Source organism: Kitasatospora sp. NPDC033851 (genome assembly GCF_055576085.1).
The window spans coordinates 101,728-115,083 of the sequence record NZ_JBVIRL010000022.1; the positions used below are offsets into that span (position 1 = coordinate 101,728).

At 70.5% G+C, this 13,356-nt stretch carries 10 protein-coding genes; 3 read left to right on the forward strand and 7 right to left on the reverse strand.

The window, feature by feature from the left end; genetic code table 11:
• Positions 1-101: 101 nt before the first annotated feature.
• The 7 genes from ACZ51D_RS32905 to ACZ51D_RS32935 all read right to left on the reverse strand — a co-directional run bounded on the left by ACZ51D_RS32905 (position 102) and on the right by ACZ51D_RS32935 (position 9,889).
• The gene (locus tag ACZ51D_RS32905) at positions 102-1,088 is read right to left on the reverse strand and encodes a tyrosine-type recombinase/integrase (RefSeq protein ID WP_465623776.1); all 987 of its coding nucleotides are present in this window, start codon (positions 1,086-1,088) and stop codon (positions 102-104) included.
• A gap of 1,063 nt (positions 1,089-2,151) precedes the next feature.
• Entirely contained in the window at positions 2,152-4,959 is a 2,808-nt protein-coding gene (locus ACZ51D_RS32910; protein ID WP_465623775.1) for a ricin-type beta-trefoil lectin domain protein, read from the reverse strand.
• 114 nt (positions 4,960-5,073) lie between these two features.
• Entirely contained in the window at positions 5,074-5,286 is a 213-nt protein-coding gene (locus ACZ51D_RS32915) for a hypothetical protein (RefSeq protein WP_465623773.1), read from the reverse strand.
• A gap of 76 nt (positions 5,287-5,362) precedes the next feature.
• Positions 5,363-6,058, reverse strand: coding sequence for a FadR/GntR family transcriptional regulator (locus ACZ51D_RS32920; RefSeq protein ID WP_465623771.1), 696 nt, complete (start codon positions 6,056-6,058; stop codon positions 5,363-5,365).
• Positions 6,059-6,191: 133 nt separating this feature from the next.
• Positions 6,192-7,223 carry an ABC transporter permease gene (locus ACZ51D_RS32925; protein WP_465623769.1) on the reverse strand — a complete coding sequence of 344 codons (1,032 nt, stop codon included), beginning with the start codon at positions 7,221-7,223 and terminating at the stop codon, positions 6,192-6,194.
• Positions 7,207-8,763: a sugar ABC transporter ATP-binding protein gene (locus tag ACZ51D_RS32930; protein WP_465623767.1), complete on the reverse strand. Its 1,557-nt coding sequence runs from the start codon at positions 8,761-8,763 to the stop codon at positions 7,207-7,209. The genes ACZ51D_RS32925 and ACZ51D_RS32930 overlap by 17 nt, the downstream gene beginning before the upstream one ends.
• Before the next feature lie 79 nt (positions 8,764-8,842).
• Positions 8,843-9,889: a sugar ABC transporter substrate-binding protein gene (locus ACZ51D_RS32935; RefSeq protein WP_465623765.1), complete on the reverse strand. Its 1,047-nt coding sequence runs from the start codon at positions 9,887-9,889 to the stop codon at positions 8,843-8,845.
• Between the two features lie 501 nt (positions 9,890-10,390).
• On the opposite strand from ACZ51D_RS32935, the gene ACZ51D_RS32940 reads away from it, so the two are divergent.
• From ACZ51D_RS32940 to ACZ51D_RS32950, 3 genes are read left to right on the forward strand one after another with little or no spacing between them, the layout of a single operon-like run.
• Positions 10,391-11,242 (forward strand): fumarylacetoacetate hydrolase family protein, encoded by an 852-nt coding sequence (locus ACZ51D_RS32940; RefSeq protein ID WP_465664312.1) that lies wholly within the window; start codon positions 10,391-10,393, stop codon positions 11,240-11,242.
• A gap of 11 nt (positions 11,243-11,253) precedes the next feature.
• Positions 11,254-12,594: an L-fuconate dehydratase gene (locus ACZ51D_RS32945; RefSeq protein ID WP_465664313.1), complete on the forward strand. Its 1,341-nt coding sequence runs from the start codon at positions 11,254-11,256 to the stop codon at positions 12,592-12,594.
• The gene (locus ACZ51D_RS32950; RefSeq protein ID WP_465623760.1) at positions 12,591-13,355 is read left to right on the forward strand and encodes an SDR family NAD(P)-dependent oxidoreductase; all 765 of its coding nucleotides are present in this window, start codon (positions 12,591-12,593) and stop codon (positions 13,353-13,355) included. Before ACZ51D_RS32945 ends, ACZ51D_RS32950 begins: the two co-directional genes overlap by 4 nt.
• The last annotated feature ends 1 nt before the right edge of the window (position 13,356 follow it).

Consider the following 13,356-nt stretch of genomic DNA (forward strand, 5'->3'; position numbering starts at 1 on the left):
GACGTCGAGGTCGGTGATGTCCCGGCCGCACTGGGTGCGGGCCTCGACGAGGTGGAGCCTTGCTTCGATGGTGTTCACGGCGGCTCTGGCGACGTCCCAGGTCAGGTGGCTGTAGATATTCGCGGTGGTCGACAGGGTGGAGTGCCGCAGGGTCTTGGAGATGACGGCCATGGAGACGTTGCCTCCAGGGCGAGGGTGGCGGCGAGGTGGCGCAGGTCGTGGATGGTGACGTGGGGCAGTGCGGCCTGTTCGCGCAGTTCGTGGAAGCGCCGGCGGACGGCGGCCGGGTGGAGGGGCTTGCCGTCGGGGCCCTGGAAGACGTGGCCGTTGATGGTGGCCGTGCTGCGGGTCATGGCGCGCTGGAGGGCGGCGGCGACACGGTCGGACAGGGGGACCCAGTTGCGGCTCTTCTTGGTCTTCGGCGCGGTCAGGACGAGTTCGTGGTTGTCGACGGCGGACAGGGTGTGGCGGATGTACATGACGCGGTCGTCGAGCCGCACGCACAGGCGCTGGAGACCGAGTGCCTCGCCCTTGCGCAGGCCGGTGCCGATGATGACCTCGAAGAGGTCGGCGAAGGCGGGGTCGACGTTGCGGCAATGGGAGAGGAACGCGACGGCCTGTTCCGCGGTCCAGGGGACGCGTTCGTCGGGGCGGGGCCTGCGCATGGGCAGGGGCTGGGCGGCGTTGAAGGGCAGGCGGTGGGCGCGCACGGCCGTGCCCAGGGCGCTGGAGAGCGTGGCGAGGCAGTGGTAGACGGCCTGGCGTCCGCGGCCGGCTTCGAGCTGCTCGTGGGCATAGGCGGCGATGTGGTCGTGGGCGAGCTCCTCCAGGCGCAGCTTGCCGAACACGGGTATCAACTCGCAGAGCACGTAGGTGCGGTAGCGGGCGTAGGTGGTGGGCTTGAGCAGGAACTCCATGCCCTTGAGCCACTTGGTGAGGTAGGCGGCCACCGTCTCGTGCGGGTCGGCGTCGAAGCCCAGTTGGCGCCCTTCGAGGAAGCGCCGAAGCGCCGTCTCGGCGGCGAAGGCATCCTCGAAGCCGCCACGGCGCACGGTGCGCCTGTGGCCGGTGAGTGAAGGGATGTCCACGGCGAACGTCCACGTGCCCCTCCTCGGCCAGGTGCGGACACGACGCTCCGAGTTGCCGTCGGTCGGCGTCGCGGCATCCGCACCGACGGTAGACCCGGCCCGGCCGTCCTGACTTGCGCACTTCCCCAGCCTCCTGCGGCAGTTGGTCCCTTGGTCGACCCGCGGAGGCTACCGGGGCACTGCCCCGACGCTCGCCTGCGACCACCATGCGATCACCAACGCCGAATTGGGGCCCTGACCTGCGGCTCGCGGTGAGGGCCCGCAGGTGGCTGGCAGGTCCCGGGTGCGGTGACGAGGGCATCGGGGTCTGTCTGAGGTGGCTGCGCACCGGGCACTGGCGCTCCGGGCTGGGGACACCACGTCACCAGCCACTCGATCCGGAGTATCGCGTCCAGTGCCGAGGACCCCGGTCGTGCGCGGGTGGTGGGAGCGTGCGGCCCGTGTTGAGGAACACAGCGGACTTGTTGCCGAAGTGCCCGCTGAGTCGGAGCTTATGAGTGCCGCGAAGGCCTTGCCGGCGTCCGTCCGCTCCAGTTCCAGGACGGCGCGGGACGAGGCATGGTTGAGCGCCTGTTCTCCGGGCTCGACCCGCTGCGCGTAGCCGCGACCAAGCCAGCGGTACTCGGCGACGACATCGTGCGGGTCGTGCCCGACCTCCGGCAGGTCGCCCTCAGGAGCCTGCAGGAGGGCGTGGGCCTTCCCCGCGAGACTCCCAGGATGCGCGTCCGCAGCCTGTCGAGCCGTAGCACCAGAGCCAGCCCGGCGGCAGTGCCGCCATCCATCCTGGGTCGGGCATCAACCGCTGGCGCACCCGACTCGGCTGGCCAACTCGAGCGCGCACTCGACCTACCGCTGAGGAGGACGGCTTGCCGGGCGGGGCCGGTGACCTCGCCGAGTTCGACGCTCTCGTCGGCGCCCTGTTCGGTGGCGGTCTTGGCGAGGACGGTCCGGGTTGGTTCCGGGTCGTCGGGTTCGAGGAGTGCGGCATCGAGGATCACGCGTGCCCGGGGTGCCGGCCACCATCATTGGTCGGTACCCCGGGCCTTGTTGCGTCAGGTCGGGATCAGGGCAGGTGCCAGATCTGGTTGGCGGCGGCGGAGCAGTCCCAGAGGATCAGCTGGGTGCCGGCGGGACCGGCGCCCGAGTCGTCCAGGCACTTGTTGCTCTGCGGGTTCTTGAGGGTGCCGTCGGCCTGGGGCTGCCAGACCTGGTTGCCGGCCCCGTTCACGCAGCCGTACAGCTGGATGGGGGTGTTGTTGCCGGGGTTGGTGCCGGGGGCGGTCATGCATTTGCCGAGGGTGCGCAGGGTGCCGTCGGTGCCGACGGTCCACTGCTGGTTGGCGGCGGTGCCGCTGCAGGCCCAGACGACGATGGGGTTGCCGTCGGTGGTGCCGGCTCCGGAGTCGTCGACGCACAGGCCGTTGATGCCGGTGATGTGGCCGGTGCCGGTGGTCTTGTCCAGGCCGATCTGGACGGTGCCCAGGTGGCTGGCGGCTGTGGCCGGTGTGCCGGAGAGCCGGCTGAACGTCATGCCGGAGACCGGGGCCGACACCTGCTGGACCAGGTAGGACTTGCCGGCCGTGGTCGGGATGGTGAACTGTCCGGCACTGGTGGGGCGGACGATGACGGTCTTCTGGTCGGTGCCGTCGACGACCGAGACGCTCTGGCCGGGCCAGGGATTGCGGATCTTGATCGTGCCGGTGGAGCCGGCGTGGATGCCGACGGTGCCGATGACGCCGCCGTGGACCTGGACGGAGACGGTGCTCCCGCCGTGGATGTACTGGGTGCCGTCGGCGTCCCAGCCCTGTGGCAGGGCCGGAGCGATTCGCAGCAGGCCGTCGTAGTCCTGGACCAGGGCCTCGTTGATCGCCAGTGCGACGTTGGCGGCCTGCTCGATGTACGGCTCGCTGCCGCCGGACTGGCCCCACAGGTTGGCCAGGCCGGTGGGGTAGGTCTGGTACTTCTGGGTGAGCGCGGTCAGGTCGGCGGCGACCCGGTCGGGCAGGCCGAGGCGGGCGGCGTGGACGGCGTCGAAGCTCCAGTCGTTCTGCTGGACGTTGACCCGGCTGTTGTAGGTGCGCTGCGCCAGGGAGAGCAACGGCGAGTTGTCGCCGATCAGGTTGTAGGGCCAGACGGCTTCGAGGTCGTCGTTCTCGGTGTTGTAGACGGGCGCGGTGGGCTGGGAGGACTGGCCGAGGACGTCGGTGCCGGAGGCGTCGGCGGCGGCGGTGAGGTTCTGCCGGTGGGTCGCGGCGTCGGTGCGCGGGTAGTCGGGGATCTGCGGGATCGCGGCCTGCAGCTGGGATACCAGCGTGGCGTCGGTGCTCAGCGCCTGGGCGGCGGAGATCGTGGCGGGGAAGAGGGCCTTCATCGCGTCGACCATGTTGACCGGGTCCTGCACGTTCCACTGGTTCTCGTGGACGTTGGCCACCGCGTGCCGCTTGCCGTCCGCTCCGACGGTCGTGTACGCCAGCAGGAACTGGGCGGGCTGTTGCATGAGCGGGTAGTTGGTGGTGAGGAAGTTCCGGTCGCCGGTGGTCAGGTACTGCTGCCAGACCCACAGGCCGATCTCCGCGCCGGAGGAGACGGTCCGGCCGTTCCAGGTGGACAGGGCGTCGTCGCAGGAGGCGGCGCCGAACGGGTCGCTGTCGCTCTGGAAGCCGTTGCCGTTGAAGCGCATGGTCTCCGGCACGCAGATGCCGGGCCGGTTGCCCGTGTAGGTCCTGGTCCAGGCCTGGATGTTGGCCAGGTTGGAGGTGTAGAGGTTGAACACGCCGGAGTTGAGCGCGGAGGCGCCGGCGCCGATGTTCGCGGCCACCTGGCCGCGCAGGTTCCAGAACCAGTAGCCGGCCGGGTACCAGTTCTGGGTGTCCTGGGAGAAGTTGAAGAGGTCGGCGACGCCGGCCTGGGAGCCGGGCAGCGGCCCGCGGGACTCCTCGGCGGTGTAGAAGTAGTACAGGGTGCGAAGCTTCTCCAGGTAGTTGGCGGTGCCGTCGGCCGAGGAGAGCTTCACCAGGCCGAGCTTGGCCCAGTAGTCGTGCCACCAGCTCAGGTGCGGGGCCTGGAGGGTGCCGGTGCTCGCGGCCGCGTCCGTGCCCAGCAGCGCGGCGGCGGTGGTGGCGGCGTTGCCGCCGGTCCAGCTCGGGCTGCCGACCAGGATGCGGAAGCTGCCGTCGGTGTTGGGGGTGAAGTTCACCTTCACGGTCTGCGAGTCGGTGACCGTGGCAGTGACGTTGCGTCCGCCGGCGGTGAGCGCGGCCAGCGAGCCGAAGGTCCGGCCGGAGCCGGTGGTGGCGTTGTCGTCGACCCAGGTCTCGGCGAGGGTCGCGATGCCGCCCGAGACCGCGGCGGTCGGCGTGCGGCCGGACCACAGGTTGACCGTGGCGGACTGGGCGGTGTTCGGGTCGGCGCCGGTCACGTCCACGACCAGCTCGTCCTTGTCGGCGCGGACGTAGATCGTCGCGCTCATCCCGCCGCCGGACTCGCGCAGCACGCCGTCGTACGGGTCGACGGTGGCGGTGAAGTCGGCGGCGTTCGTGATCCGCGACAGGCCGGGGATCTGCAGCCAGCCGGGGGACTTGCGGCCGGGCAGGGTGTCGGCGCGGTTGAGTTGGGCTGTGAAGCCGTTGGCGGCCCAGACCGCGGCGCCGAGAGTGCCGTTGCCCAGCGGCATCGACTGGGTCGCCGCGGTGTTCGGGCTGCCCAGGGCGATGTTCGCCTCGCGGACGAGGCTAGCGGCATCGACGGAGAATGCGCCGCCGGACCAGGCGGTGGTCGTGGTGGCGGCGGTCGCCGTGGCGGGGGACCAGGCGGCGGCGGTGGTACCAAGGGCCAGGGCGACTATCGCCCTGACCACCGGTGCACTTCGCATGGTGCGGCCTTTCAGTGGGGGTGGGTGGGGAGCAATCACTGGTGGTGCGCAGACCGCAGTCCCGTCGTCCCGTTGTCGTGGTGGCTGCTGGTCTGGTTCTGGGGCCCGCCTCGGTCAGCCCGTGGCACGGTTGGCCCGGAGTGACGGGTCGTCAACGTTCTCCTTGGTGACCAGCGGGGCGGGGAGCTGGTGGCCGGCGGGCTTGAGCAGGCCCTTCTGCTGGAGCAGTGCGAGGGTCGGCTGCAGGAACACACCGCCGGCCTGCATGTGGACGCCGCCGGGGTCCGGGTTGGCGGCCAGGGTGGACCGGATGGTTCGGCTCTTCATGTGTCAGACCGTCCTGGGCAGTAGGGGTCGTGCGCACTGGCGGGAGAACGGATGCGCGGGACTCGGCACGTCGCCGTCAGGCGTTGGTGCCGAGGTCCAGCGAGCCGGTGCCCGCGGCCAGCCAGTCTTCGACGGCGGCGACGTGCACGGTGCTGGCACTGGCGGCCAGGACGGCATCGCGGTTGACCAGCGCCTGCCAGATGGCCTCGTGCTCACGGTGGGCCTGCTCGCGGGCGGTGGTGTGCGTACCGCGCACGATGCGTAGCCGCTGCGTGTGGGTGGAGAGGATGCCGAGCAGGGTGGACAGCACGGGGTTGCCGACGGCGTCGGCGATGGTGCGGTGGAACTCGATGTCCAGCTCGATGAACTCCTCGATGCCGACGGCCGCGGCGCTCCGGTCGAGGACGGCCCGCAGCATTCGCAAGTGTTCGTCGGTGAGCAGGCCTGCGGCGAGGGCGGTGGCCTGTGGCTCCAGCAGGCGCCGTACCTGGAGGAGTTGGCGGGCCGTGTGCCCGTGGGAGACGTCGGCGGCGAAGGTCATGGCTTCCAGCAGGAGGTGGGGTTCCAGGCCGGAGACGTATGTGCCGTCGCCCTGCCTGGGGTCGAGGATCCGCATCGCGGTGAGCGCCCGGACGGCCTCGCGCAGCGAGTTGCGCGACAGCCCGAGCTGGTCGGCGAGATCCCCCTCGTTGGGGAGCCTCGCGCCGGGCGGCAGGACGCCGGAGACGATCATCTCCTTGATCTTCTCGATGGCCCGGTCGGTCACCGCCATGGTCTTTCGCCTCCTGCGTGCGGGCATGGGAGTGATGGTCGGTCGAGGGGCGGGGAAGGGGAGGCCGAAGCGGCGCGACCGGTTCCGCCGGGCTGGTCGCGCCGCTTGGGCGGCTCTCAGGCTGTGGGGCCCGTCACTCCTGCTTCTCGCCCGAGGCGAAGCGGGAGATGATCAGCGCGACGATGATGATCGCGCCGTTGAGGAACTGGTTCCACAGTGGCGGCACGCCCGCGAGGGTCATGACGTTGACCACGAGCTGGAGGGTCAGCACCCCGGTCAGGGCGCCGAAGAGGGTGCCGCGGCCGCCGTTGAGGCTGACGCCGCCGATGACGGTGGCGGCGAAGACCTGGAAGATCCACCCGTTGCCCTGGTCGGCGGAGATGGAGCCGTAGTGGCCGGTGTAGAGGACGCCGGCGAACGCAGCCAGCAGGCCACCGAGGATCAGCACGGTCCAGGTGATCCGGTCGACCCGGATGCCGGCGGCGCGGGCGGCCTCGGAGTTGCCGCCGATCGCGTACAGGGCGCGGCCGTGGCGCAGCCAGGCGAGGGCGCAGCCGCCGGCCAGGAAGAGCAGGGCGCAGATCCAGATCGCCGCCGGCACGCCGAGCCAGCTGGTGCTGCCGAGGTAGGTGAAGGAGCCGGGCAGGTTGACGATCGACTGGCCCTGGGAGATGGCGACCTGGAGGCCGCGGAGCAGGGTGAGCGCGCCGAGGGTGACGATGAAGCCGTTGAGGCGCAGCTTGAGGATCAGGAAGCCGTTGATCGCCCCGATGACCGCACCGACGGTCAGGCACAGCGGGATGGCCGCCCAGGAGGGGAAGAGGCCGAGGCCGTTGAAGCGTGCGCCGTGGTCGGGCAGGACCAGCCAGACGGCGATGACGGGGGCCACGCCGATCGTGGATTCCAGGGACAGGTCCATCCGGCCGACGATCAGGATCAGCGCCTCGGCCAGGACCAGCAGGCTCAGTTCGGTGGCCTGCTGGCCGACGCCGAGCAGGTTGTCGGAGGTGAGGAAGGCGGGCGAGACCGCGAATCCGATGATGCCGAGCACCAGGAGTACCGGGACGAGGGAGAGGTCACGGTAGCGGGCGAGCTGGAAGCGGCGCTCGGCGGGCCGGGTGACGGCGGGCGCCGCGTGGGCGCGGACCTCAGTGGTGGGAGACATGGCTTTCCTTCGTGTCGGTCGGGCCGGCCATGCCCTCCATGGCTGAGACCAGTTGTTCGTCGCTCCAGCCGTGCTCGAACTCGGCGACGACGCGGCCGTGGAACATGGCCACCACCCGGTCGCAGACCCGCAGGTCGTCGAGTTCGTCGGACACGATCAGGGCGGTCTTCCCAGCGTCGGCGACCGTGCGGACGGTGCCGAGCAGGGACTCCTTGGACTTGACGTCGACGCCGTTGGTGGGCCGGATGGCGACCAGGACGTCCGGTTCGGTGGCCAGGGCGCGGGCGATGACGACCTTCTGCTGGTTGCCGCCCGAGAGGGCGGACACCGGGGCCGAGGGGCCGGGCGTCTTGATGTCGAGGTCGCCGATCATCCGCTCGGCGAAGGCCCGGGTGCGCGAGGGCAGTACCGTGCCGAACGGCCCGAGCTGGTCGGTGACGGTCAGGGTGGCGTTCTCGGCGACGCTGCGCTGCGGGATGAGGCCCTGGATGTGCCGGTCCTCGGGCACGAAGCCGATGCCGGCCGCGAGAGCGGCGGGAACGCGTCCGGTGCGCACCGGACGGCCGGCGACGGCTATCGTGCCGGCCTGCGGGCGGTGCAGCCCGGCGAGGGTCTCGCCGAGCCGGACGTTGCCGCTGGCGGCCGCTCCGGCCAGGCCCACGACCTCACCGGCCCGCGCGGTCAGGGAGAAGTCCTGGTAGGCGCCGGCCAGGCTCAGGCCGGAGACTTCCAGCAGTGGGGCGCCATCGGGGATCGTGCGGCCCGTCACCGACCAGGCGGGCTCGCTGTCCCGGGAGCTCTCACCGGTCATCGCCTCCACCAGGGCCTGCTGGTCCAGGTCGGCGACCGGTGCGGTGATGATGTGCCGGGCGTCGCGGTAGACCGTGACCGTGGTGCAGAGGTCGTAGACCTCCTGCAGGTGGTGGGAGATGAACAGGAACGCGACGCCCTGCTCCTGCAGTGAGCGCAGCTTGTCGAAGAGCCGCTCGATGCCGCGCGCGTCGAGTTTGGCGGTGGGCTCGTCCAGGATGATGAAGCGGGCCCCGAAGGACAGCGCCCGGGCGATCTCGACGAACTGGCGCTGTTCGACGCTCAGGTCCTCGGCGCGTGCGGTCGGGTCGACGTCCACGCCGTACTCGGCGAGCAGCTCGCCGGCTCGGTGGCGCAGCTGCTTCCAGCTGATCGGGCGCAGCGCACCGGTGCTCTGCCGGTCCAGGAAGAGATTCTCCGCGACGGTCAGCGCCGGGATGATGGTGGAGCGCTGGTAGACGCAGGCGACCCGGGAGCGCCAGGCGTCGGTGTCGCCGGAGGCTGGGGCCGGCTCGCCGTTGAAGCGCAGGGTGCCGGTGTCGGGGTGCTGCAGCCCGGTGAGGATCGAGACGAGGGTGGACTTGCCGGCGCCGTTGCGGCCGACCAGCGCGTGCGACTCGCCGGGCGCGACCGAGATGCGGGCGTCGCTGAGCGCGACGGTGGCGCCGAAGCGCTTGCTGATCCCGTCGGCCTCGACGACTGGGCCCCGGACGGGGCTGGGGTCCGCCATGGCGGGTCCTTTCAAGGTCGTACCCGTGGGCGGCGGTCCGCTGGGGGTGCCGGTGAGCCGCTCACGGGAGTCGGATGGGTCACTTGCCGACGTTGTTGCCCCACAGGGCCTTGTCGTCGACGTTGTCCTTGGTGACCAGCGGAGCGGGCAGCTGGTCCTCCAGGCCGTTCGGCAGCTGGATGATGGTGGACTCGTGGTCGGTCGCACCGGGCTGGAAGGTCTTGCCCTCGGTGGCGGCCTTGGCGTAGTACAGGGCGTACTTGGCGTAGAGGTCGGCGGGCTGGGAGACGGTGGCGTCGATGTCGCCCTTGCGGATCGCGTCGAACTCCTGCGGGATGCCGTCGTTGGAGATGATCGCGATGTGGCCGCTCTGGCCGGCGGGCTTGAGCAGGCCCTTCTGCTGGAGCAGGGCGAGGGTGGGCTGCAGGAAGACGCCGCCGGCCTGCATGTAGATGCCGCCGAGGTCGGGGTTGGCGGCGAGGGTGGACTGGAGCTTGGCGGAGGCGACGTCGCCCTTCCAGTCGGTGGCCAGCTCGATGACCTGGATGCCGGGGAACTTCTCCTTCATGCAGGCGGCGAAGGCCTCGGAGCGGTCGCGTCCGTTGATGGAGCTCAGTGCGCCCTGGAGCTCGGCGACCTTGCCCTTGCCGTCGAGCTGCTTGCCGAGGAACTCGCAGGCCTTGGTGCCGTACGCCTTGTTGTCGGCGCGCACCACCATGTAGACGTTGCCCTTGTCTGGGCGGGTGTCGACGCTGACCACCGGGATCTTCTTGGCCGACAGCGTCTCGAGGGTGGAGGCGATCGCGCCGGTGTCCTGAGGGGCCATCACCACGGCCTTGGCACCGGTGTTCTGGAACACCTGGACGTTGGCGACCAGCTTGGTCACGTCGTTCTGCGAGTTGCTCACCGGCAGGGTGTTCAGGCTCTGGGCGGTGGTGTCCTGCTTGACGTACTGCGCGTAGGAGTTCCAGAAGTCGGAGTCCGCCCGGGGCAGGTCGATGCCGATCGCCGGCTTGCCGGACGCGGACCCGCCGGAGTCGCTGCTGCGGTTGCAGGCCGTGGCGAACCCCGCCAGGACGATCACGGCGGCGGCCGTGGCCGCGATTCTGGAGGAGCGAGGCTTCATGGTGCTGATCTCCTTTGGCTGGGACGTCCGGTCCCCCGTGGACGGGGATCCGGCGTGGCGGGAGGCCGAGAGGCCGTCCCGGTGGGGCGAAGCGGGCAGGGGAGCAGGCCTCCCTTCCAGCCCTCACCAGGAGGGATGCCGGTTCCTGGTTGCGGCGGTCCGTGGCAGACGGAGCCGGATCGCGCTTCCCGCAGTCATCGGATGGCTTGCAGGCCAGGAGGACCATACGAGCCTGACATCTGACTGACAAGAGGAAACCTGGGATGATTCTCAACCGTGACGTCCAGGTTTCCGCCCCGTGTCATGAGTGAAGCGGCACTTCCGCCCTGAGCTGCCAATTTGATGGTTCTTTTGAGGGCGCACGAGTCGAAGGGCGCAGCAAACATCGGAGGACTTCTTGCGGTGGCGTGACGAGGCTCGTATGGTCGGGGCGTCACAGATTCATCCGATGTGTCGGCCGGTGAAGAGTCCCGGCTCGCAGACTTATGACGGGAGCAGGGCATGAAGCTGCTGCGGATCGGACCGGCGGGCGAAGAGGTTCCGGCGGCACTCGGCGACGACGGGCGGGTCTTCGCACTCACGGGCGTGACCACCGACATCGACGGGGCGTTCCTCGCGTCGGGCGGGATCGATCGCGTCCGCGACGCTCTTGCCGCCGACACACTTCCCGAGCTCGACCCCTCCGGCCTGCGGGTCGGAGCGCCGGTTGCCCGGCCGGGCAAGGTCGTCTGTATCGGCCTCAACTACCGTGACCACGCCGAGGAGACCGGAGCGGCTGTCCCCGTCCGGCCGGTGGTGTTCATGAAGGACCCGTCCACGGTGGTCGGTCCCTGTGACGGGGTGCTGATCCCGCGTGGTTCGACGAAGACCGACTGGGAGGTGGAGCTGGCGGTCGTGATCGGCCGTGAGGCCCGCTACCTGGACTCGCCGGACCAGGCCCTGGCCCATGTCGCGGGCTTCGCGATCAGCAACGACGTGTCCGAGCGCGAGTTCCAGCTGGAGTATTCCGGGCAGTGGGACCTCGGCAAGTCCTGCGAGACCTTCAACCCGCTCGGTCCGTGGCTGGTCACCCCGGACGAGGCCGGCGACCCGCAGGCCCTGGGCCTGCGTCTGGCCGTCAACGGCGAGACGCGACAGGACGGCAACACCAAGAACATGATCTTCGATGTCGCCCACATCGTCTGGTACCTCAGCCAGTACATGGTGCTCAACCCCGGCGACGTCATCAACACCGGCACCCCGGCCGGCGTGGCCCTGGGCCTGCCCGGCAACCCTTACCTGCGCGCGGGCGACACCGTCGAGCTGGCCATCGACGGCCTCGGCACCCAGCGCCAGACCTTCTCCAACGCGTGAAAGGCACCACCTTGTTCGCAACTACGGCGCGGATCACCGCCGTCGACACCTACGACATCCGCTTCCCCACCTCGCGGGAGCTGGACGGGTCCGACGCGATGAATCCCGACCCCGACTACTCCGCCGCCTACGTCGTCCTGCGCGCCTCCGCGGGCGGCCACGAGGGCCACGGGTTCACCTTCACCATCGGCCGTGGCAACGACGTCCAGGTCGCCGCCATCGACGCGCTGAGCGAGCACATCGTCGGACGTCCCGTCGTCGAGCTGTGCGCCGACCCCGGCTCCCTGTATCGCGACCTGATCGGCGACAGCCAGCTGCGCTGGCTGGGGCCCGAGAAGGGCGTGATGCACATGGCCATCGGAGCCGTGGTCAACGCCGTCTGGGACCTCGCCGCCAAGCGCGAGGGCAAGCCGCTGTGGCAGCTGCTCGCTGACGCCGACCCCGAGTGGCTGGTCTCCCAGATCGACTTCCGGTACATCGCGGACGCGCTCACCCCCGAGGAGGCGCTGGAGCTGCTGACCAAGGGCCGGCATGGCGCGGCCGACCGGACCGCCTTGTTGCTGCGGCGCGGCTACCCCGCCTACACCACCTCGCCCGGCTGGCTCGGGTACTCGGACGAGAAGCTCACCCGCCTCGCCAAGCAGGCGGTGGCCGGCGGCTTCAGCCAGATCAAGCTGAAGGTCGGCGCCGACCTTCAAGACGACATCCGCCGCTGCCGCACCGCCCGCCAGGCCGTCGGCCCGGACATTCGCATGGCGATCGACGCCAACCAGCGCTGGAACGTCGCCGAGGCGATCGAGTGGACGAACGCCCTCGCCGAGTTCGACCCGTACTGGATCGAGGAACCGACCAGCCCGGACGACGTCCTCGGCCACGCCGCCATCCGCAAGGGTGTCCGCCCGATCAAGGTCGCCACCGGCGAGCACGTCCAGAACCGCATCGTCTTCAAGCAGCTGCTCCAGGCCGGCGCGATCGACGTCCTCCAGCTGGACTCGGCCCGGGTGGCCGGTGTCAACGAGAACCTCGCCATCCTGCTGCTCGCCGCCAAGTTCGGCGTCCCGGTCTGCCCGCACGCCGGTGGCGTGGGCCTGTGCGAACTGGTCCAGCACCTGTCGATGTTCGACTACGTCGCGCTCTCCGGGACCACTCAGGACCGGGTGATCGAGTACGTCGACCACCTCCACCAGCACTTCCTCGACCCCGTCGTCATCGACGCCGGCCACTACCGGGCGCCCACCGTACCCGGCTTCTCCGCCACCATGCACCAGGCCACCATCGACACCTACACCTACCCCGACGGCGCGTTCTGGGCCGCCGACCGGGCCGCCGCCGAGCAGCAGGAGCGCTCATGACCACCCGCGACCTCGACGGCCTGACCGCCCTGGTCACCGGCGGCGCCTCCGGCATCGGACTGGCCACCGCCCGACTCCTCGCCGACCGCGGTGCGGACGTCGCCGTCCTGGACCTCGACCCGAGCGGTGTCCACACCCCGCTGCGCGGCTTCACCGCCGACGTCTCCGACGATCAGTCCGTGCGCGCCGCCGTCGAGGCGGCGGCCGAAGCGCTCGCCGGGATCGACATCCTGGTCAACAACGCCGGTATCGGCGCCGCCGGAACCGTGGAGGACAACCCGGACGAGCAGTGGCACCGTGTCCTGGACGTCAACGTGCTCGGCATCGTCCGCACCACCCGCGCCGCGCTGCCCCACCTGCGTCGCTCGGCGGCGGCCTCAGTGGTGAACACCTGCTCCATCGCCGCGACCGCCGGACTGCCTCAGCGCGCGCTGTACTCGGCGAGCAAGGGCGCCGTCCTCTCGCTCACCCTGGCCATGGCGGCCGACCACGTCCGCGAGGGCATCCGGGTCAACTGCGTCAACCCGGGCACCGTCGACACCCCGTGGGTCGCACGACTGCTGGACGCGGTCGACGACCCGGCCGCCGAACGCGCTGCCCTGAACGCCCGCCAGCCCACCGGCCGACTGGTCAGCGCCGAGGAGGTCGCCGCAGCCATCGCCTACCTCGCCTCCCCGGCCGCCGCCAGCGTCACCGGCACCGCGCTCGCCGTCGACGGCGGCATGGCCGGCCTGCGCCTGCGACAGGAGCCACGCCCGTGAA